At 69.1% G+C, this 21,133-nt stretch carries 17 protein-coding genes and 1 tRNA gene; 11 read left to right on the forward strand and 7 right to left on the reverse strand.

Translation table 11 applies throughout. The annotated features are described in order from the left end of the window. Positions 1 to 68: 68 nt before the first annotated feature. A tRNA-Ser gene (locus TFC3_RS31685) sits at positions 69 to 158 on the forward strand. A 90-nt stretch (positions 159 to 248) separates the two neighbouring features. Here TFC3_RS31685 and TFC3_RS31690 read toward each other — a convergent pair. Next, positions 249 to 824 carry a DinB family protein gene (locus tag TFC3_RS31690; protein ID WP_067509295.1) on the reverse strand — a complete coding sequence of 192 codons (576 nt, stop codon included), beginning with the start codon at positions 822 to 824 and terminating at the stop codon, positions 249 to 251. A 38-nt stretch (positions 825 to 862) separates the two neighbouring features. Beyond that, complete coding sequence (locus TFC3_RS31695) at positions 863 to 1,798, reverse strand: prephenate dehydrogenase/arogenate dehydrogenase family protein (RefSeq protein WP_067509928.1); 936 nt, start codon at positions 1,796 to 1,798, stop codon at positions 863 to 865. Positions 1,799 to 1,887: 89 nt separating this feature from the next. Here TFC3_RS31695 and TFC3_RS31700 point away from each other — a divergent pair, with 89 nt between their 5' ends. Further along, positions 1,888 to 3,024: a PQQ-like beta-propeller repeat protein gene (locus tag TFC3_RS31700; RefSeq protein ID WP_236718567.1), complete on the forward strand. Its 1,137-nt coding sequence runs from the start codon at positions 1,888 to 1,890 to the stop codon at positions 3,022 to 3,024. Between the two features lie 4 nt (positions 3,025 to 3,028). On the opposite strand, the gene TFC3_RS31705 is transcribed toward TFC3_RS31700, so the two are convergent. After that, complete coding sequence (locus TFC3_RS31705; protein ID WP_067509297.1) at positions 3,029 to 3,763, reverse strand: M23 family metallopeptidase; 735 nt, start codon at positions 3,761 to 3,763, stop codon at positions 3,029 to 3,031. A 63-nt stretch (positions 3,764 to 3,826) separates the two neighbouring features. Between TFC3_RS31705 and TFC3_RS31710 the strand changes: the two genes are divergently transcribed. Together TFC3_RS31710 and TFC3_RS38640 are read left to right on the forward strand one after the other, a co-directional pair. Continuing rightward, a complete protein-coding gene (locus tag TFC3_RS31710) occupies positions 3,827 to 4,231 on the forward strand; it encodes a hypothetical protein (RefSeq protein WP_236718569.1) in 405 nt (134 codons plus the stop codon). A gap of 103 nt (positions 4,232 to 4,334) precedes the next feature. Next, positions 4,335 to 4,502 carry a hypothetical protein gene (locus TFC3_RS38640; protein WP_173745418.1) on the forward strand — a complete coding sequence of 56 codons (168 nt, stop codon included), beginning with the start codon at positions 4,335 to 4,337 and terminating at the stop codon, positions 4,500 to 4,502. A gap of 188 nt (positions 4,503 to 4,690) precedes the next feature. On the opposite strand, the gene TFC3_RS31720 is transcribed toward TFC3_RS38640, so the two are convergent. The 3 genes from TFC3_RS31720 to TFC3_RS31730 are packed head-to-tail and all read right to left on the reverse strand — an operon-like array spanning position 4,691 to position 8,392. Next, complete coding sequence (locus TFC3_RS31720) at positions 4,691 to 6,361, reverse strand: DUF885 domain-containing protein (RefSeq protein WP_067509301.1); 1,671 nt, start codon at positions 6,359 to 6,361, stop codon at positions 4,691 to 4,693. Between the two features lie 9 nt (positions 6,362 to 6,370). Next, positions 6,371 to 7,426: a PHP domain-containing protein gene (locus tag TFC3_RS31725; RefSeq protein WP_067509303.1), complete on the reverse strand. Its 1,056-nt coding sequence runs from the start codon at positions 7,424 to 7,426 to the stop codon at positions 6,371 to 6,373. 9 nt (positions 7,427 to 7,435) lie between these two features. Continuing rightward, positions 7,436 to 8,392, reverse strand: coding sequence for a DUF4034 domain-containing protein (locus tag TFC3_RS31730; protein WP_067509305.1), 957 nt, complete (start codon positions 8,390 to 8,392; stop codon positions 7,436 to 7,438). 81 nt (positions 8,393 to 8,473) lie between these two features. Here TFC3_RS31730 and TFC3_RS31735 point away from each other — a divergent pair, with 81 nt between their 5' ends. The 7 genes from TFC3_RS31735 to TFC3_RS31765 all read left to right on the forward strand — a co-directional run bounded on the left by TFC3_RS31735 (position 8,474) and on the right by TFC3_RS31765 (position 16,362). Then, positions 8,474 to 10,318 carry a M48 family metallopeptidase gene (locus tag TFC3_RS31735; protein ID WP_067509307.1) on the forward strand — a complete coding sequence of 615 codons (1,845 nt, stop codon included), beginning with the start codon at positions 8,474 to 8,476 and terminating at the stop codon, positions 10,316 to 10,318. 298 nt (positions 10,319 to 10,616) lie between these two features. Continuing rightward, a complete protein-coding gene (locus TFC3_RS31740; RefSeq protein ID WP_067509933.1) occupies positions 10,617 to 11,669 on the forward strand; it encodes a hypothetical protein in 1,053 nt (350 codons plus the stop codon). Then, positions 11,656 to 14,211 carry a sensor histidine kinase gene (locus TFC3_RS31745; RefSeq protein WP_067509310.1) on the forward strand — a complete coding sequence of 852 codons (2,556 nt, stop codon included), beginning with the start codon at positions 11,656 to 11,658 and terminating at the stop codon, positions 14,209 to 14,211. Before TFC3_RS31740 ends, TFC3_RS31745 begins: the two co-directional genes overlap by 14 nt. Next, positions 14,208 to 14,651 (forward strand): roadblock/LC7 domain-containing protein, encoded by a 444-nt coding sequence (locus TFC3_RS31750; RefSeq protein WP_067509312.1) that lies wholly within the window; start codon positions 14,208 to 14,210, stop codon positions 14,649 to 14,651. Before TFC3_RS31745 ends, TFC3_RS31750 begins: the two co-directional genes overlap by 4 nt. Beyond that, positions 14,648 to 15,073 carry a DUF742 domain-containing protein gene (locus TFC3_RS31755; RefSeq protein ID WP_067509314.1) on the forward strand — a complete coding sequence of 142 codons (426 nt, stop codon included), beginning with the start codon at positions 14,648 to 14,650 and terminating at the stop codon, positions 15,071 to 15,073. Before TFC3_RS31750 ends, TFC3_RS31755 begins: the two co-directional genes overlap by 4 nt. Positions 15,074 to 15,122: 49 nt before the next feature. Beyond that, positions 15,123 to 15,692: an ATP/GTP-binding protein gene (locus tag TFC3_RS31760; RefSeq protein ID WP_067509935.1), complete on the forward strand. Its 570-nt coding sequence runs from the start codon at positions 15,123 to 15,125 to the stop codon at positions 15,690 to 15,692. 94 nt (positions 15,693 to 15,786) lie between these two features. Beyond that, positions 15,787 to 16,362: a hypothetical protein gene (locus tag TFC3_RS31765; protein WP_067509316.1), complete on the forward strand. Its 576-nt coding sequence runs from the start codon at positions 15,787 to 15,789 to the stop codon at positions 16,360 to 16,362. A gap of 14 nt (positions 16,363 to 16,376) precedes the next feature. On the opposite strand, the gene TFC3_RS31770 is transcribed toward TFC3_RS31765, so the two are convergent. After that, positions 16,377 to 21,101 (reverse strand): DNA repair ATPase, encoded by a 4,725-nt coding sequence (locus tag TFC3_RS31770; RefSeq protein WP_067509318.1) that lies wholly within the window; start codon positions 21,099 to 21,101, stop codon positions 16,377 to 16,379. Positions 21,102 to 21,133: the final 32 nt, after the last annotated feature.

The raw sequence follows: 21,133 nt of genomic DNA on the forward strand, positions 1-21,133 counted from the left end.
ACCTCGCCTTTCACGGTTCGGGGTAACCCGAATGCAGAGGGGTCCAACGGTCGGGTAATCTACTTCGCGGTGGTGTGTCCGAGCGGCCTAAGGAGCACGCCTCGAAAGCGTGTGAGGGTTTACGCCCTCCAAGGGTTCAAATCCCTTCACCACCGCCACCGAACCGCCCGGCAGTTTCGCTGCCGGGCGGTTCGCATTCCCCCCGAGTCCGGGAGCCGCCGTTGGCGAGCCGGCTGCGGATCAGGACGTCAGGCCGAGGCCGGCTTCCAGGGTTTGAGCCATTCCGTTTCCGGCCAGCCCTCGGCCGCGGCCAGCAGTGGGTACGCCGTTCCCCCGTCCACCGACTCGCGGATGATGTCGGCGTGTCCTGCGTGCCGGGCCGTTTCCTGGATCAGGTGGAGCAGCACCCAGCGCACCGACCAGGCGTTCAGATCCTTCGGGTTCCACGGCAGGGAATGGTCGACCGGTACTTCCTGGTTCAGGTCAGCGATTTCGCCGATTACCTTTTCCGTACGCGCCGCTACGCCGTCGTAATTGGCGAACACCTCGTCGAGGGTCTCGCCGTCGGCCAGCCGGAAACTGGTGGCGTACTTCTGGTAGTCCAGCGGCTGTGGCTCGCCCAGAATGGTCTTGATCCAGCTTTCTTCGGTTGAGGCGCAATGCTTGATCAGGCCGCCCACTGTCAGGGGGCTGCGGGTTGAGGCCGCCCGTAAGTGTTCCGGGGTCAGGCCGTAGGCGGTCAGCCTGAGGACGTATCGCATTTGCGCGAGGTAGGCCAGGAGTCCTTCGCGTTCGTTGCTGATGGCGCCGACCTGTGCTGGCATGGCCTTCTCCTTTGAGGTGCTCGACGTCACTTCGCAGGCTAGGCAGGATTGCGGTCAGATCCCGGCCGCAATCCGAAGGCCGACTCCTCCACCCGGGTGATCCACCCCCCGGCCCGCCCGAGCGCCAGCAGAGAATCCCCATCAAGAGCAATCTCCACAGGTACGTCCACAGCCCCCGGCCACCCGCGCCGCAGCTCCCCAGCCCGGCGCAGCAGCGGAGTAAGAGCAGCAACCGGATCGTCAGCATCCAACGCTCGATCCCAGGCACCCAGGTCAGCAAGCACCCCGGCCAGCGCCGACTGCACGGCAGCCGCGTTTCCACCGCACATGGCCGCCACCAGTTCGGCTCGGGTCGCAGCTACCCGCGTACCGTCGCGAAAGGAACCCGCAGCCAGCGTGCCGGCCAGTGGATGTCCTTCCAAGAGGTTGCTCAGAGCCGCGGCAAGCAGGTGCGGGACGTGACTGATCCGCGCGACTGCCTTGTCGTGTTCGTCGGCTGTTGCCGGCACGACCCGCGCGCCTATCGACGTGTAGAGCCGGGCCAGCGTCACCCAATCCGGCAGCGACGTGGTCCCCGGTTCCAGACAGAGAACCCAGGCACACCCGTCGAAAAGAGTGGACTCGGAGGCGGCGAAGCTGGACGATTCCTTGCCGGCCATCGGGTGCCCGCCAACGAAACGCCGGCCCTCGAAAAGCTTGGCAACCGGGCCCTTTACCGACGTTACGTCGGTCAGCAGACCATCGTAATCGGCGAGCTGTGTTCGTACCGGATGAAGGGCTGGAAGGGGGACGGCCAAGACCGTTGTTTCGGCGTCTTGGATCGCGGCCGGAATGGTTTCCGCAGTGGGGTAGGCACGCGCGGCATGCCGGGTTTCCGGGTCCAGGTCATAACCGATTACCTGATGTCCGTGGGCGTGCAGGGCGCGCAGCAGCGAGCCGCCGATGAGACCGAGACCGATGACCGCGACGTTCACGCGGTGACTGTCGCACATCGTTTCTCGTCCGCGTGATCAGGTGGCGTTATGCCTTACCCGCGGCGTTGCGCTGTGGTTATGGTCGGAACGTGACGCTCACGGGCAAAATTCGCAAACCACTCATCGTTGTGCTGGGGATGCTGCTCCTCGTGGCCACTCCCGCCCAAGCGGCGCCCGCGGAATCCTCGGATTCCGTGCCGGGCTTCAACGGGACGGTACTGACCGTGGTCTACTCGGGCAGCACGATTTACATCGGCGGCGACTTCACCTCGGCCGTGGTCAGGGGTAAGAGCATCGCGCGCACCCGGCTCGCCGCCGTCAACGCCACCACCGGGGAGCTGCTGCCCTGGGCCCCGACGGCCAACAAGCGCGTCAAGGCGCTGGCGGTGAGTGGCACCTCGGTCTACCTGGCCGGCGACTTCACCAAGATCAACGGATCCTCGCGCGACAGCCTGGCCCGGGTCGACGCCACCAGCGGCACCTTGTCCAGCACGTTCAAGCACACCGTGGACGGCAAACCGTATGCGGTCGCCGCGGCCAACGGGCGGCTCTATGTCGGCGGCACCCTGTCCAAGATCAACGGACAGGCCCGCACCAAGCTCGCGGCGTTCGACCTGACCACCGGCACGCTCGACGCCACCTGGAAGCCGACCGCCGACGACCAGGTCGAGGCGCTGGCCATCGGCGACGGCCGCGTCTACGCCGGCGGCAAATTCCACAAGGTCAACAGCACGAGTGGGTACGACCGCCTGGTCGCCCTGGACCCGGCCTCCGGCAAAATCCTCACCGGGTTCAAACCCAAGCCCGCGGTCATCGCCTTCTCCATCGCTGTCACCTCCGACAGCGTGTACACGGCCAACGGCGGGCAGGGCGGCACCGCCAACGCGTACAGCCTCTCCGGCGCCAAGAAGTGGACGGCCACCTTCGACGGCGACGCGCAGGCAGTCACCACGCTCGGCGACACCGTTTACGTGGGCGGGCACTTCGACAACGCGTGCCGCACTGCTCGTACCGGGGCGCAGGGGGTTTGCCTCGACGGCCAGGACGACCGGATCAAGCTGGCCGCGCTCGCCGCCAACGACGGTCACCTCAAGAGCTGGAAGGCAAACGCCAACGGCATCGAAGGGGTACTGACCATGGCCAGCGGCGCCGGAGTCTTCGCCGCGGGCGGCGCGTTCACCATCGTCAACGGCTCGTCGCAGAAGCGGTTCGCCCAGTTCAGGTGACGCCCTACGCCTTGCAGTTGTGCGACTTGGCCCAGGACTGCACGGTCTTGACCGGGCTCTTGCTGCCACCCTTACGCCACGAGGTGAGGTACGTCGCCGGCCAGATCACGCCGCGGCGTACCTTCCAGTCCCCGGTCTTCGCGCACGGCGGCGAGATCCCGTAGTGCAGGTGGCACACCCCGTTGGCGTTGCCGGTGTGGCCGACCTTGCCGACCTGCTGACCGGCTTCGACCCGCACCCCGGCCTTGATGCTCGACAGCACCTTGCTGAGGTGCGAGCCGTAGTAGCGCACCCCGTCGTCGCCGAGGATCGACACCGACAGGCCACCGTTGAGCGGACCGTCGGGCTGACCCTTGACGTACTCGTCCTTGCGGCTCACCTCGAGCACGACGCCGCTGGTCGTGGCCACGGCCGGCTCCCCGCAGTCGGCAAAGATGTCGGTTGCCGGGTATTTGCTGTGGGTCGGGTGGTAGTCAACGTTCGACGCCTTGACCGGGAACACGTATTTCACGGTGGTGGCCTTGGCCGGGCTCTGCGTCGGCGTTGGGCTCGCGGTCTCAGGTGCCGCGCTTTCACCGGTCGTCGGCTCCGGGGCGTCGGGAGCGGCTGCCGCTGAGGTCGCGGGGGGCTCCACGAACTGCGGGGCCGGGGTGGCCGAGCTGCTGTCGCCCGGCCGGCCGCAAGCAGCGAGGGAAAGAGCAGCGACGGTCACAACCGAGAGGGTACGCAGTGAAGCCACCGCGCCATCCTGACAGAACTCGTCCACCGGCGCAGATCGGGCGACCCCGGATAGGGTGAAGGCATGAGCTGGTCCTCCTACCCGGCTGCCGGCCCTCCTCCCGCCGGCGCTCCCCTGGCCGGCGGCCCGCCGCCCGCTGGTGGCTCTTATGCGGCGGGAGGTGGGTTGCCGCCGCGGCCGGTTTATCGGGAGCCGCACCGCATCGCCGCGGGTCCCCTGATGGCTGGGGTCGGCGCCACTGTCGTGTGGTTCGTGCTGTTCGGGGCGCTCGGCCGCAACCTGCTGACGTACACGTGGTGGACCGTAGGGGCGGCCGTTTCGGCGTGGGTGGTGGCGACTTTTCTGGCCCTGTTCGGCGACCGTGGCGTGGCCGTGGGCGTGGCCATCGTCAGCAGCATCGGTTTGTCCATCGCCATGGGCCTCACCGGCGCCCGATGGATCACCACCAACGACTGGCCGCTGTGGTGAATGCCCGGCTCTGACCAGCTCTGTTAACAACATCGGGTACTCATGTGGTGGCGCACCGCACTCACCCTTGACGAATCTCGACGGCGTAGGCAGTCTCGGCCTCATGGCTCTGGTACCGCAGCGACTCGACCCCGAGCGTCGCCGCCGCAGGCTCGAACTCCTGGCCGCCCTTGCCGACGCCAAGGCGGCCCGGGACCTCGCCCAGCCCCACCGCCTCCGCGGCGCCCGCCTCCGCGAACTGATCGCCAACCGCCGCCGCCTGGCCAACTAGGCCATGCCCCACGGCCTGGTACTCCTGCCGGACCGCCCCACGCACGCCCACCTGGCCAGCCCGGCCGCCGCAGTTGATGGCGAGTCACCCATCAGCCGCCTGAGCGACCACGCCCCGGCTCACGTCCTGGAGCCTTTTGGTCGCTCAAGAGTTGCTCATGCCATGTCCGGAGCGTAAGCCCATACCACTCAGAGCCGCTCCAACGCCTTCCGCAGCGGATCCAACCCCAAAGACCCCAGATCCAAAGCCGCCCGATGGAACGCCTTCAAGTCAAACTCCGCCCCCTTGCGAGCCCGAGCATCCTCGCGAGCCTGCAACCAGATCCGCTCCCCCACCTTGTACGAAGGCGCCTGCCCCGGCCACCCCAGGTACCGCTTCCACTCGAAGCGCAGCACGTCCTGCTGCATCCGGCAGTGCTGGCGCAGGAACTCCCAGCCCAACTCGGGCGTCCACCGCGATCCCGGGTGAAAGCCGAACGGGTTGTCGCGGGGAATTTCGAGTTCCAGGTGCATGCCGATGTCCACGATCACCCGGGTGGCTCGCAAGGCCTGGCCGTCGAGCATGCCGAGGCGGTCGCCCGGATCGGCCAGGTACCCCAGGTCGTCCATCAGGCGTTCGGCGTACAGGGCCCAGCCTTCGCCATGGCCTGAGCACCAGCAGAGCAGGCGCTGCCAGCGGTTGAGGGTGTCGGCGCGGTAGATCGTCTGACCGATTTGCAGGTGATGGCCGGGGGCGCCTTCGTGATAGACCGTGGAGGTCTCGCGCCAGGTGGAGAATTCCGTTTGGTTTTCCGGGACCGCCCACCACATGCGGCCGGGGCGGCTGAAGTCCTCGCTCGGGGAGGTGTAGTAGATGCCGCCGTCGCTGGTGGGGGCCAGGCAGGCCTCCACCGTCCGGACGGCCGGAGGGATGTCGAAGTGGGTTCCGTTGAGTTCCGAGATGGCCTTGTCGGCGGTGGCCTGCATCCAGTCGCGGAAGGCTTCCTTGCCGGGGATGCGGCGGGCCGGGTCGGCGGCCAGCGCTTCGACCGCCTGGTCCACTGTGGCGCCGGGGCCGGCGATTTCGGCAGCTACCTTGCGCATTTCGGCCTCTAGGCGGGCCAGTTCGGCGAAGCCCCAGGCGTAGGTTTCCTCCTGGTCGATGCGGGCGCCGAGGAAATACTGCGAGGCGCGGGCGTAGCGTTCCGGTCCGGCCGCTTCCTTCTCCCGGCCGTACGGCGCCAGCTCGGTGCGCAGAAACTGACCGAAGTCCGCTGTTGCAGCCGTGGCCGCCGCCGCGTTGCGGGTCAGCGTTGCCTGCAGGGCGCCGGAGGCATCAAGGTTGCCGGCGAGGTTGTTGAAGAAGTTGTCGCGGGCGGGATCGGTCCACGCCTCGCATTGCGCCGCTACTTCGAGCATCTGGTTGCGGGCGCTGACATTGCCTTTCGCGGCCTGGTCCAGCAGCGTCCGCTTGTACTGCTCCAGCGCGCGGGGGAAACCGCCCAGCCGAGCCGCGATGTTGGCCAGCGCCTGCTCGCCCTGTACCGGCATCAGGTCGAAGGCCATCCGCAAGCCGTGCACCGCGCTGGAGATCACGTTGATCTCGCTGGCGATGTCGCCGGCCTCATAGCGGGTCAGGTCGAGCCCGAGCCGTTCCAGCATGGCGTCCTTGGCGACGTGCTCGGCCTCGGACTCGGGCTCGATCACGTCAAGGCCGGCTACCGTGCGCCGGGCCAGTTCGGCCTGGGCCTCGAAACCTTCCGGGGAGAGGTCGTCGAGCTGGTCGTCGTATCCCGGCTCCCCGATGAAGGTCGCCCCGGTCGGGTTGAGCGGAGCCCACTCGGCGACGTATCGGTTGGCGAGGTCATCAATCTGTCCCACCCACTGACCCTAACGCCCCTTGGTCCACTCCAGCAGACGCTCCAAGGGCCAAGAATTAACCACCTTTTCCACCGGTACGCCGCACAGCGCAGCTCTTTCGCAGCCGAACCGCTGCCAATCGAGTTGTCCCGGGGCATGGGCGTCGGTGTCGATGCTGAACAGGCAACCGGCTTCCACGGCGACGGTCAGCATGCGTTTGGGTGGATCCAGCCGGTCCGGGCGCGAGTTGATCTCGATGGCCTTGCCGTGCTCGACGCACGCGGCGACGACCTTCTCCAGGTCGAACGTGCTCGGCGGGCGGGTCCGGCCCTTGCGGTGCGCCTTGTCGCCTTCGCCCGCCGCGGACACTTTGCGGCCGGTCATGTGGCCGAGGATGTCCAGGTGCGGGTTCTCGATCGCGGCCAGCATCCGGCGGGTCATCTTCGGTGCCTCGTCGCGCAGGCCGCTGTGCACCGAGCCGACCACCACGTCGAGGCGTTCGAGCAGCTCGTCCTCCTGGTCGAGGCGGCCGTCGGCCAGGATGTCCACCTCGATCCCGGTGAGGATCCGGAAGCCCTCGGGCAGCGCATCGTTCAGCCGGTCCACGTAGTCGAGTTGTTTGCGCAGCCGCGCCGGGGTGAGCCCGTTGGCCACGGTCAGCCGCGGCGAGTGGTCGGTGAGCACCAGGTATTCGTGGCCGATTTCGACGGCGGCCAGCGCCATCTCTTCGATCGGGGAGCCGCCGTCGGACCAGTCCGAATGCGAGTGGCAGTCACCGCGCAGCGCCTCGCGCAAAGCCGCCGCGGCCTCGCTGAGGTCGGTGCCCTCGGTGGTTTCGAGGCGGCGCAGGTAGACCGGTTCCGCACCGGCCAGCGACTCGGTAACGCAGCGGGCGGTCACGTCGCCAACCCCGCTCAGCTCGGACAGCGTGCCCGCCGCCGCGCGCTGGGTCAGTTCCTCGGCAGGCAGGGCAGCCACCGTCGCCGCCGCCGACCGGAACGCCTTCACCCGGTAGGTGGCCTCGTTGGCCCGTTCCAGCAGAAAGGCGATGCGCCGCAGGTCGGCGACGGGATCACGGGACGTCACCCGGTCACATTAGCGGCCAACAGCCTGGTGGACCTCGTTTCTCGTTCGCACATAAACCCTTCCCGCATCCCCGAGGTACGACCACGGCCCCTCGTCCGGCAGGTCCCCGATCCGCTCGAAGCACTCCGCCGCCGACCGGTACGCCCCGGCTTTGGCAAACACCATGGCGAACCACCCTTCGACGCCTTGGAAACCGGGTCGCCGGTCAAATGCCGGGTGCCGGATCGACTTGTCGGCGGCCGCTTCGACTTCGGCTATGACCTCCGGATTCCTCAGGTAGTCGAGTCCCTCGCCGACTTGCAGCGCCTTCTCGAAATGCGCGGTCGGAACCATCCCGCCGAGCCGGTGCCCGGGTGGCATCCCGGCAACCGTGGAACGGGCGAACGACAACGCCAATTCGTTACTACCACCCCATTTCTCGCATCGGTGCTGCAGCAGCGTGTAATGCGCCGGGGTGTTCCACCGGTGGTGCGCGATGGCCTGCTCGAAGCGTCGTTCCGCCTCCTCGAGCCCGAGCTGGCGGCCCATCGCCGTGATCAGCAGGTTGGACCAGGCCAGCGGCTCGTCCGGGTCGCGGGCAACGGTGTCGTCGAGCAGGTCCTCGGCCAGCTTGAGGCGACGGAAGAACAGGGCGAACTGCTCCTCGGAGACGTACTTGGCCTGGTGGGCCGAGCGCGCTTCCCACGCCCATTGGATGAGGTAGACGGCCTTGATGAGGTGCGCGGTCGCCGAGCCGGGTTCGGCGGTCAGCCATTGGTCGAGCCAGGCCGGCGGCTTTTGCGGGCCGTCGCCGAGGACGCTGAGCAGAAAATAGCGCCGGTCCGTGTCGGCGGCCGCGAACATGTCGCGGATGGCCGGCCAGTCGCCGCTGTGGACGTACGAGACAAGGGCTTGTGCGTCTTTGTCACCAAAAGTGGGATCCAAGGTGAGCGACGCCGTCTTGGTTGCGCGTTTGAAGGGCCACACGGGCAGGGATCGTAAGGGGTTGCCGCGCGGTAAGTGGGGTCGGTATCTTGCGACCGCTCGATACGGGGGAAGGAAAGGCCGATGTTCCGCGCTGCCGCGTCTCTGCTGATGCTGCTCGGTTTCTATGTCATTGCTCTGATTCAACTTGTCGCGGTGCTGGCGTTCGCGATCTGGGTGACCGTCGAAACCACAGCGGTGGTCGGCATCAAACTCGGATTGCCCTTGCTGGTCGCGGTGGGCGCCACCTTCGTCGGTTTGTGGCGGGCCATTCGCACCCGTTCCGAGCCGCTGCACGGCCTGATCGTCACGCCGCGGGACGCGCCCGAGCTGTGGGCCACCGTGCACACGCTGGCCACCGAGGTCGGCACCCGCACGCCCGACGAGATCCGGCTGGTGCCCGAGGTCAACGCGGCGGTCAGCGAGGACGCCAAGATGCTCGGGCTGGTCGGCGGGCGGCGGATGCTCTACCTCGGACTGCCGCTGGTCCAGTCCTTCACTGTCGACCAGTTGCGCGCGGTCATCGCCCACGAACTGGGTCACTACTCGGGCAAGCACACGAGCCTGGGCGCGGTCGCCTATCGCGGCCGGCTCGCCATCGGGCACACGATCAGCCGGATCGGCAAGTACAACCCGGTGGGCTGGGTGTTCCGCGGCTACGCCCGGCTCTACCTGCTGGTGGACAACGCTGCCTCGCGCCGCCAGGAACGCGACGCCGACCAGGCCTCGGTGCGCGTCGCCGGACCGGCCGCAGCCATCGCGGCGCTCAAGGACTCGGCGGTTGCCGACGCGGCGTGGGACTTCTTCTTCGCCCGCTATGTCGCGCCGGGCTGGGAAGCCGGATACGCCCCGGACGACGTGTTCGGCGGCTTCGGGCAGTTCGTAGCCGCCCGCCAGGACGAGCTGGCCGGGCTGCGGGAGCGCGAGCCGGAGAACGAGTCGTCGCGCTGGGACACGCACCCGTCGCTCGCCGAGCGGATCGCGATCATGCGCGCGACCCCGCAGCCGCAGCACCCGATCGACAGCCGCCCGGCGGTGGCGTTGCTCGGCTCGGTGCGGGCCGCGGGGATCGCTTTGCAACGCGAGGTGATCGAACCCGGCTCGCGGCAGGTCCTGGCCTGGCCGCAGTTCATCGCCGCGGCCACCACGGCGGGCCTGCAGCACACCTCGGACCGCATCTTCCGCTCGCTGGGCCGGCTGACCGGCACGGCCGACCCGGGCCTGGCCACGCTGTTCGACCTGATCGCCGCGGGCCGCCTCGGTGAGCTGGCCGAGGAGTTCTTCAGCAATGCCACACGCAAGGAGGCGGCGGCCAAGTTCGCCGGCCCGATGGACACGCTGCTCACGCTGGCGGCGATCCGCTCCGGGGTGGCGTTCTGGCAGATGTCGTGGAGCGGGCCGGTGCGCCTGATCGACGCAGCGGGCGCGGAACTCGACCTGGAGGACATCGCGAAACTGGCCGTCGCACCCGAGACGCTGGACGAGGCCCGGGCTCGGCTGGCCGAGACCGGGGTACGGGTCGAGACCGCAGCGGTCATCGAGAAGCGGGCCACCGCCCGGGGCGCGGACGTGATCGGCGCGATGGCCAACGTCAAGGTCAACGGCGTCGAGTCCGATCTGCTCATGCTGGATCGCGGGTTCGTTGTCGTGGCCGCGCCGAAAAGCACGGACAAGGGCGCCAAGCGGTTGGAACAGCTACTGGGTTCGGCGCCGGTCGAGCGGCTGGCTGCGCAGAATCGCTTCATCCCGTACGAGGAGCTACGCGGCGCCGCGATCACCAAGCGCACCCCGATCCGGGCCGAGCTGCGCCTGCACGACGGCAGCGTGGTGAGCCTGGAGGAGCGGTGGTCGGGGGAGCAACTCGGCAAGAGCCGCGACACCCTCGAGAAGGTGCTCGACCGGATCGCCCGCGACGCCGAGGAAGTGTAGTTACCGTTTAACGCTGAGTAACATCGGCGGTTCATTCACGGTCTACTATGGATTGATCCACCGGCACGCCTACGACCAGGCAACCCTTGCGGTCCATCCCCCGATCAGCCGAGTCAACTCTGTACCCGGGAGAGGGTCCGACCGCTTTTTTCTCCGCTAGATTGTCCCCGGTTAGCGCTCCCACGCGATTACACACTGTAGTCGTCAAAGCGGTTCATCGCGGGAGTTTGGTGGAGGAAACATGGCAGACTCGGTGCATCAGCGGCGGACTCGGATGCGCTCCGTACTCGCGGCCGCGATGACGCTTCTGATTCTCGCGCCGGTCGGGGTGCTGTTCGCCCGGGTCTGGAGCGATGTGTCCGATCGGCGGGACAGCACGGAGCTTGAGCGCAAAGGTGTGGAATACCTGGTTGGGCTGACCCCGCTGGTCAGCGCGCTCGCGGAAACCCAGTCCTCGGCGCTGTCCGGCGTCGCCCAGGCCCCACCGGCGCTGGGTACGGCTGTCGACGGGGTCGCGGCGGTCGACCAGCGCCTGGGCGTCGAGCTCGGCACCCACGACCGGTGGACCGGCCTGCGGCAGAAGATCGAGCAGTTGCCCACGCAGACCGGCGACCCGCTGACCGTCTTTCAGGCCCACGTCGAGGTAACCGACCTCACCCTCGCCCTGTACGAAACCGTGCAGGACAAGTCACACCTGTTCAAGGACCCCGACAACGACCTGTCGCACCTGCAGCAGGCTGTCGCAGTCGACCTGCCCGGCGCGGTCGTGCAGGTGAGCCGGATGGGCGACCTGAGCCGGCTCGTCGCCGCGGCCAACGCCCAGCAGCAGGCCCAGCTCGCCCCGCAGTTCGGCGCCTCGGTCATCGAGGTGAACAATGCGGTCGAGGACCTGACCGACAACTTGCAGTCCGCAGTGGACGACACCACCAGCGCCACGCTGAGCGGTGACCTGGTCGCCGGGCTGGACTCGTTCCGCCGCGGCGTCGAGTCGCTGACCCGCGGCGCAAATCCCGGTGGTGCGCCGAACGCCGCCACCATGGCCATTGCCCAGAGCCAACTGCAGACCTCGCTGGCCAACCTGTCGACCATCACCACCCGCGAGATGGGACGCCTGCTCGACAAGCGGCTCGACGACCTCGACACCCGGGTCGTCGAGGCGATTGCCGCCGCGGCGATCGCCGTGCTGCTGGTGCTGGCCGCCCTGTTGCTGCGGTTGCCCAGCAAGCGGCGGGAGAAGCGCCCGGCCGGCCCCGCCCCGGTCCGCGACATGACCGTCGGGGCGGCCGAGGCCGAGCCGGCGTTCGGTGAGGTACCGGCGACACGGCGGGAGCGATCCAGTGCTCTTCGGTAAGTTGCGCATTCTCGGCAAGCTGACGCTGCTGGTGCTCGTACCGCTGATCGGGGTGGTCGCGCTGGCCGTGCCGATCGTGGTCAACCGGGTCGGGGTTTCGGTCGACGCGGGCCGCACCTCCGACACCGTCGAGCTGGCCACCAAGGTCGGGTCGGCGCTGCAGGAGCTGCAGGAGGAGCGGCTGTTGTCCGTTGGCTACCTGTTCGGCCTGATTCAGCAGCCCGAGCTGGCCGTGCAGAGCGCCAAAGCGAGCGACAAGGTCGCCGGAGTCACCGCGCTCGGCGATGAGCTGACCCCGGCTCTGCGCCGCGCGGTCGGCGACCTCTCGCGGCTGTCCAGTACCCGCGCCAACGTGATCAACCGAACCATCCGGCCGGATCAGATCGTCACCGAGTTCACCGCGGCCATCACCCCGGTGATCGACGGGCTCGCGTTGTCACGCAACGCGGACCTGACCACCTCGGCGGGCCGCCAGATCTACGCGCTGGAGCAGTCGCTGCGCAGTGACGACCTGATCAGCCAGGCGTCCGGCTACCTGACCGGCGCCGTGGTCACCAAGAACACCGGGCTGGTCGGGGCGTTCTCGGCCACGCTGATCCAGCTGCAGCTGATCATCGTGAACGCGGAGCCGTACTTCACCGACAGCCAGTACAAGCTCTACCTGAGCGCCCAGTCGGCCTTCAGCGCCCGGGTCGGCGCGCAGTTCCTGACCCAGGCGGCCACCGACCCGGCCAAGGCCATCAAGCTGCTCAACATCAAGACGCTGTTCCCGTCGCTGCGCTCGGTTATCGTCCTCGGTGGCTTCGTGGAGAAGCGCGTCGCCTCGGACGTGGACACGGCGGTGACCAAGAACCGCGACAGCGCCCTGCGCACCGCCTACCTGGTCGGCGCCGGCGCGCTGCTGCTGCTCGTACTGGTTATCGGCCTGTCACTGCTGATGGCGCGCGCGGTCGCCCGGCCGCTGCGGCGCCTCACCTCCTCGGCCGACCGGGTGGCCCGCGAGGCCGAGGCCGAGTTGCAGCGCGTCGCCGACGACGACGTCGAACATGCCCGCCCGATCCGCCTGGACCCGGTCGACGTGGCCGGCAGCGACGAGATCGGCGACCTGGCCCGCGCGTTCGACCGGGTGCAGACCACGGCCGTGCGGCTGGTGGAACGTCAGGCGCTCGGCCGGCGCAACGTCGCCCAGATGTTCGGCCACGTCGGGCGGCGTACCCAGAACCTCGTCGGCCGCCAGCTCGCCCTGATCGACAACCTGGAACGCCGCGAGACCGACAGCGACCGCCTGCGCGAGCTGTACCGCCTCGACCACATGTCCAGCCGATTGCGGCGCAACGCGAGCTCCCTCGTGGTGCTTTCCGGTGGCGCCGGTGCGAACGATCACATGGCGCCGCTGCCGCTGTCCGACGTCGTCCGGCTGGCCCTGGGTGAGATCGAGGACTACACCCGCGTCGACGTGGAGGTGCCCGAGGAGATTGTGCTGGTGCCCGCCGTGCTGGCCGACCTCACGCTGCTGCTGGCCGAGCTGATGGAGAACGCGACCACGTTCTCCCCGCCGCACACCCGGGTCACGATCACGGCCGCGGAGCTGCGCGGCGGCGCCCGGCTGGCGATCGTGGACCACGGTCTGGGCCTGTCACCCGAGCGCCTCGCCGAGGAGAACGCACGGCTGACCCGCCGCGAGCGCCTCGACCTCGCGCCCTCGGAGGTGCTCGGCCTGTTCGTGGTCGGTCGCCTGGCCCGCCGGCACGGCATCGAGGTGTCCCTGGCCGACACCCCGGACGGTGGCGTCACCGCCTGGGTCGACCTGCAACCGACCCATCTCGTGCCCCGGCAGAACACGGCTGCCGTCGCCGGTCCGATCCAGGCCACCGTGCCCAGCCAGCACAGCGAGTTCGCCCCGCTGATCGCCGGTGGCTCGGTGCGCTCGGTGCCCGGCAGCGCGCAGCCGTTCGACCCCACCATGCTGGGCCGCGCGACGCAGACGCTGGAGGTGGCCGGCTCGTGGGATGCCTTCGCGCTCAAGACCAGACCGGCTCTCGAAGCGGCACCGGTCTACGAGGCAACTCCGGTGTACGAGGCCGTACCGGTGGCCGGACGCCCACCCGAACTGCCCGCGGCCCCGCTGGTGCTGGACGCCGCGCCGGTCATCCCGCAGCAACGCACGTCGCCGGAGCTGCGCCGGCGCATCCCGGGCAGCCAGCTTCCCGCCGCGGCCGGGCCCAAGATGCTCAGCAGCGTGCCCACCCCGGACGACGCCATCGCCGCCCGGGAGGCGTTCGACGCGTTCGAAGCCGGCGTCCTGCAAGCCGAACAGACCGGCAGTGCCCAGCCGAGGCACGCCGAGCCCGGGCCGGCGCCGCTGACCCGCCGGGTGCCGGGCGCCACCCTGCCCCTGGACCAGCCGAGGCCGGCGGCCCCGGCCCAGCCGGCCGCCCCGCTCGATCCCGACGCCGCCCGGGCGTTGATGGAGCAGTTCGAGTACGGCGTAGCCCGAGCCCTTAACGAAACTCAGCCACAACCCGAGGGACAACCGCGATGACTTCCCCCTACTCCACCGACACGCAGCTCAGCGCCGAGGCGAAGACGTTCAACTGGCTGCTGGACTCGTTCACCTCCGGCACCGCGGGCGTGGTCGAGGCCATCGCGGTCTCCTCCGACGGCCTGCTGATGGCGATGTCGGCGATCAAGGACCGGCCCAACGCCGAGCGGCTCGCCGCTGTCGTCTCGGGGCTGACCAGCCTGGCCGGCGGCGCGGCGAGCTGGTACCAGCTCGGCAGCCTCAACCGGGTCATCATCGACATGGCCGACGGCTACCTGCTGGTGACCGCGATCAGCGCCGGCTCGGTGCTCGGCGTGGTCGCCGACCGGTCAGCCAACCTGGGCACGCTGGCGTACGAGATGACCTTGTTCGCCACCCGGGCCGGCGGCGCGCTCAGCCCGCGCCTCATCGCTGAATTGAAGAACGCCGTCCAGCAATGACCGGACCGGACCCGGATCGCCCGGCGGTTCCCGGGATCCGGCCTTTCCTGCGCGAGCAGGCCCCGGCGGACGACCGGCCGCCGCCCGGGGAGCAGACCACGTCGTTGCGGCCCTTCGTCCTCACCTCGGGCCGGGTCGCCGCCGTGGACCCCAACATAGGGCTGGAAACCCAGGTCAGCACGCATCCGCGGGCGTGGGGGGCGCGGCTTTCGCCGGAGCAGCGAGCAATCGTGCAGCTGTGCGCGCAGCCGCTGTCCGTGGCGGAGATCTCGGCCAAGCTGCGCCTGCATTTCGGCGTCACCCGGATCCTCGTCGCCGACCTGCGCGCCGCCGGCTGCCTCGAGGTCCATGTTGTGGAAAGTGAATTCCCCGACCCCGACACCATCATGCGAGTGATCCGTGGCCTTCGATCCCTTTCCTGAGAATCGCGCTGCGCCCAGCGACTACCGCGCCGCGCCGACGGACGACCGCGTGAAGACCAAGCCGCCCGTCCCGGTCAAGATCATCGTGGCCGGGGGCTTCGGCGTCGGCAAGACCACCACCGTGGGCGCCATCTCGGAGATCTCGCCGCTGACCACCGAGGCCGAGATGACCATGGAGTCGGTCGGCGTCGATCATCCGAACCGGGCGACCACCAAGACCACCACCACGATCGCCATGGACTTCGGCTGCGTCACGATCGACCACACCCTCAAGCTCTATTTATTCGGTACGCCCGGACAGTCGCGTTTCTCGTTCATGTGGGACGACCTGGTCCGTGGGGCCCTCGGTGCCCTGGTCGTCGTCGATACCTCCCGGATTGACGACTGTTATCCCGCGGTGGACTATTTCGAGCGAGCTGGGCTTCCCTTCGTCGTCGGCGTGAACACCTTCAACGGGCAGCAGGGCTACAACCTGGACGAGGTGCGCTGGGCGCTCGCTGTGCGTGACGACGTACCCGTGCTCCAGTTCGATGCCCGTTTCCGGGGATCCGTCCGGGATGCCCTGCTTGTGGTACTGGATCAAGCCCTCGACAAAGCCCTGCGAATGCGACAGACGTAAGGTGTGCGCCGAGTCGCGCCCCACCCGGTTTCCAAACCGACCCCCGAACAGGCACAGTGGTAGGGGCAACTGCGTGTGACGGAAGGACGGTGTCGTGCGAGGACTGGACGACGCACTCGACAGGCTGGCGCGCCGCGACCAACTGCGCCGGCGTGCCGCGGGCGAGTCGGCGGGCACGCCACCGGCGGTGACCGAGCTGGTCGAGGCGATCGCCGCGGTCGTGGGCCGCAACCCGAGCCTGGCCGTCACGGTCGGGGTGGAGGGCGCCGGTGAGCCGACGCTGCTGCACTTCGCCGTCGAGGACGGCATCGTGCAGGTCAGCGCGGACAACTCGGTGGCCCAGCGCGCCGGCACGCCCGGTGGCGCCGAGCACCCGCACGGCGACGTCATCGACGTCGACCTGGATGAACCCGGCTACCACCACTACGAGCCGCCGGCCCCGCAGCCGCACCCGTTCGCGGCCACGCCGCCGCCCGAGGTGCCCCCGCAAACCCCGCGCCCGGCCTACGAGGAGCAGCACCGCGCGCACATCCCCGAGCAGCGCGGCATGCCAGCCCCGCTGCCCGAACCGATCCCGCTGGAGGTCAACGAGGAGGAGACCGAGATGGCTGCCCGCCGCCTGTCGGCCCTGCTCCGCGAAGACCCCGGCCTGCTCGGCAACCGGGACTGAAACGGCAACCGGGATCAAGCGCTGCGACGGCCCCGGATCGCCTGCTCAACCCCGCCGATGCGGTCGGCGAGCAGGCCCACCGCGCCGACAGCCCGGATCATCGGGTCGTCCTCCGCACCACCCAGCGCCTGCTCCCGCAGGTAGGCATCCTTGACCGCAGCCCACCGCGCGGCCTGCTCCTCGGTGAGCCTCCCGCGCAGCTCGGCCAGCTTGAGCAGGTTCGACTCCGCCCCCGTGGTCAGCGTCTGCGCCTCGCCCAGGTAGTGATCATCGATCAGGGTTTCCAGCTCGGCGTCGTTCATCGCGGGGATGATCCGCCCGGCGAGCTTGTTCATGTTGCGGTACGACCCCTGCAGCCGGAACGGTGGCTCGGTGCGCGACGCGTCCGCCTGCCCCGCCGAGGCGATGTAGGCCTGGTTCACCTTCAGCACGATCCGTTGCACCCAGCGCATCTTGCGCAGCACCGACAGCACCTGTTCCAGCTCAACCGCCGAGTAGGCGTAGCTCAACCGGTCCGGCCGTACCGTCTCATCGCCGTGCGCCAGCCGCACCAGCAGCGGCAGATCGCCGCGATCGCGGGCGGCCAGCGGCGCCAGCACCGGGTTGGCGGTCAGCGCGTTCTCCAGGTACGACATCTCGAACGCGTCCTCGCGCCCGGACAGCACGTCACCCAGGTTCCACACGTCGGCGCGGTTGGCCAGCATGTCGGGGATCCGGAACCGCTCGCCGCTCTCGGTGTACGGGTTGCCGGCCATGCACACCGCGAACCGCTTGCCCCGCAGGTCGTACGTGCGCGTCTTGCCTTCCCAGACGCCTTCCATCTTGCGCTGGGCGTCGCAGAGCGAGATGAACTTCTGCAGCAACTCCGGGGACGTGTGCTGAATGTCGTCAAGATAGAGCAGCACGTTGTTGCCCATCTCCAGCGCGAACGAGATCTTCTCGACCTCCTGGCGTGCGGTGGCATCGGGCGCCTCGGCCGGGTCCAGCGAGGTCACCGCGTGACCCAGGGCCGGCCCGTTGACCTTGATGAACAACAGGCCGAGGCGGTTTGCCACGTACTCCATCAACGTGGTCTTGCCATAGCCGGGCGGGGAGATCAGCAGCAGCAGACCGCCGGCCGGGCCGAGTTGGCGGTCGAGGTTGTCGCCGATCAGCGGCAGGTAGACCTCGTCCAGCAGCCGGTTGCGCACGAACGCGGACATCACCGCTGGCTGATATTCGTCGAGGCGCAGGCGGGCGCGTTCCGCCGCGGCGAGGGCCGTTCTTTCTTTCTGGTACGCCCGGTACGCCGGCACCCGCTGCCGGCGGAACCGCTGCGCGCTGTCGAGGAACTCATCAAGGCGTACGGTCAACCGCCCGTTCACGATCCGCGGGTGCCCCGACAGCAGCCCCTCGACCGGCTCGCTGATCGCCGCCGCGGAGTCGTAGCGCTCCAGGCTCGTCAGCTCGATGGCCACGGCTTCGAGCACGTCGCTGGCGTCCCCGGACTCGGGCTGACTGCGGTGGAACGCCGAGAGCCACGCGTGCACGAGTTGCCGCTGCGCGAGCGGATCCCCGTCGAGCGCCCGCAGATCATCGGCATAGGAGCGCAGCGCACTGCGGTGGAACCGGTCGAGAAAGGTTCGCGCGCTACGGCTGGTCACGAAGCCGGTCGGTGCGGCGGCCAACTCCTCGACCAGGTATTCACCGACGGCCGCTTCTCCACCGGCCGCCTGCGCCAAGGAGGCGCACAGTTCGGCTAGATCGGGCCCAGCACCGAACAAGTCGCGGGCGCGAACAAGCGACGATGCCCGCACAGTCCAGGACGTGCGCTGGTCCTCGGGGAGGGAATTCCAAAACAGCTGGGCGGCGGCTCGTACCCGTGCTGGGTAGCGCAACAGTCCCGCGGCGGAGTGCAGGCGCTTGAGCACGTCAAGGATCAGTTCCGCGTCGTGGTCGTGGATCCCGCGTTCGTAGCCTTCGTCGTACCGCGGCTCGGTCTCGCCCTCGAACAGCGCCGCGGCCAGGTATTCGGCCCGGGAGAGCTCGGGTGACTCCGACACCAGCGGCTGATCCCAGAACGGCCGGGTACGCAGGAAGCCCTCATCACGCACCGGCGCCCGATAATCCGTGCCGGTGACCGCGAACACGAGGTCGGACCCGTCCGGCACCAGCGTCAGATCTGCGGGCTGGGTGTTCACCGCGAAGCTGTGCCGGCCCAGGGTGATCGTCGTGCCATCGGCACCGTACAGGTCGAGCCGGTCGCGCAGGGCCCGGCCGGCTTCCTGGCGCGCGGCCTTGACCTGGCCGTCCAGTTCCTCGGCTCGCACGGTGTCACCGAGCGCCCGCAACTCCTCGGCGACGTGGCGCAGCTTGCCGACCAGCGGGTCCGTGGCGAAGTAGGTGTTCACCTCGTCCACGCTGCTGAACCCGGCGACCCGGCGCTGCACCCCGGCAAGCGTGCGCTGGGCCGACGCGAACAGCCGGTCGGTACGCCGGGCGCGCTCGTCCAGCAACGTCTGCCGGCGCGCGGCGAACGCCTCGTACACCTCGGTGCGCTTGGCCGCGAGTTGCTCGGCAAAGTCGTCGAACTCGCCGAAGCGCGACTCCAGCGCCTCGACCTGCACCATCAGCTTGGCCGCCTGCTCGTCGCAGCGCTGCGGGGTGTCGGCCACCGCCAGCGCGGCGGCCACCGACTGGCCGAGCAGCATGAACTCGGCGGCGAACGCGGCCCGCCCCTCGACCGAGGCGAGATCGCGCCGGCGCGCGTCCAGCGTGGCGCGGGCCCGGTTGACCCCGCCGAGCACCTCGCCGATGCGTTCCAGGATGGCCACCCGCACGGTGGCGTCGGCGATGTCGAGCCCGCCGACCACCTCGGTGACGATGCGCAGCCCGTCGGCCTGCTCGGTGAGCCGCTCGCCAATCGGGCCGGCCTCGGCCACCGTGGCGATGCCGGCCGAGTCGGTGACCAGCTGCGCCACCGCATCGCGGTAACCGGCGAACGCATCCTCGCGCTGCAGGAACTCCACGGCCCGCCGGGCGGTGGAGTCCACTTCGGAGACCAGGTCGGCGTCCAGCTCGTCCAGGCGCGCGGTGTCGACGTACCGCATCTCCCGCAGGGTCACGATCCGGCCCTGCGCCTGACGCAGCGCGGCCAACTGCTGGATCCACGCGTCCGTGCTGACCGGAACCTCGCCGCGGGCGCGCCGGATCAGCGACGTGATCGCCTCCCCGGCCTCAGTCACCGCGGCGGCGGCTTGGGCGGTGAGCTCCTGCACCGACTCGAACTCGTCGAGCACCTGCTCGGCGGTGGCCCGCACCTCGGCCAGCGGCGCCGCGAGGTTCTCCAGTTCCGGGTCGGCGATCCAGACGTAGTTGTCGGCGATCCGGTTGCTGGCCTGGATGATCGCCTCGAACACCGCGCTCGAGGGCGTCATCTCGTCGATCATCCGGGCCACCGACAGCGTGTCGGCGATGCCGCGCACGAGATCGGCGTTACCGACGCGTTCCAGCGGGCCGGTGCCGACCGGTTGCGCGGCGGCGTACGTGTCGGAGACGAACGGGGTCTGCCAGATCTGCATCGGATGCACCCGGGTGGGTTCGTCCGAGCCGGCCCGGAAGGCGACAAGCGTGCCGTCCTCGAACAGCGAGTAGCCGTGGCAGGTGATCGGGGCGGCTACCTCTTTGCGGATCACGTTGTAGGGCAGCAACAGGTAGCGGCCGGCTGCGCGGGCGTGGAAGACGTAGAGCACGTCCTCACCGTTCACCGAGCGCACGACCCGCTCGAACTCCAGTTCGGCCACGTCGGCGTCGAACGTCTTGGCGATGCCGGTGGCCAGATAGTAGCCGCCGGGGAAGATGATGCCCTGGTCCTCCGGCAGCCGCTGGCAGGCCTGCCCGATGCCATCGAGGCGGACCACGTCACGGGTGCGCGTGTTGAAGACCAGATACCGACGGACCGTTTCCTTGTACGGCAACACGCGCAGCAAAATCAGCGGGCCAATTTTCGCGTACGCAATCTCGGCGTCGGCCAGGCTCTGCAGCGGCTCGTCCACCGGCTCGGAGAAGATGCCTTCCCCATCCTCGGTGTTGTTCTCGATCTTCACCGTCAGCGTGCCGCCGACCGCCTCCACGAAGACCTCGTCCTCGATGGAGACGTGCGGGTGCCGTCCGAGCACATGCTGCTCGCGGGTGGTCGGCGTCCACTCGAAGTCGTGCGACGGCGGGAACACGTGATCGCGTTCGCCGCGGTTGTCCTCGTACTTGACGGTGCCGTCGGTGCCGACCCGCCAGCGCAGCACCTTGAGGTCATCGGCGCGGGCCCCGGTCTGGAACACCGCGAGCAGCAACCCCTCCAACCGGCGTAGCTGCAGCAGGTGCGTGGACCGGTAGTAGCGGTAAAGCTCGGCGAAGTCGCGCTGGAACGTCGGGTCGTCGAGCAGACCGGGCAGGGTGGCGGGCTGGAACGTACCGCCGGCGAACCCGTGCACGGCGAAGACGTCCGCGACCGTGGTCTCGGTGCGCAGCCCCACGAACACGTTGTAGCCGAACAGCATGGACCCGCCGACCTGCACGATGTCGCGGGGCACGCAGTTGTTCCCGGTGCGGATGCGTTCGGTGCCGCTCAGCTGGAGTTGCTGCCCGCCGAACGTCTGCGTCCGGCAGGTGTTCAGCGTCTCGGCCCGTGCGGCCAGTTCCTTGGCCTGCGCGCCGAGCCGGGCGCGCAGGACCTCGTACGTGCCGGCGTCGAGATCGCTCACCGCGCGCTGTTCCCCTCCGCGGCGGAAAACCC

Source organism: Actinoplanes sp. TFC3 (assembly GCF_001553785.1).
GTDB lineage: Bacteria > Actinomycetota > Actinomycetes > Mycobacteriales > Micromonosporaceae > Actinoplanes.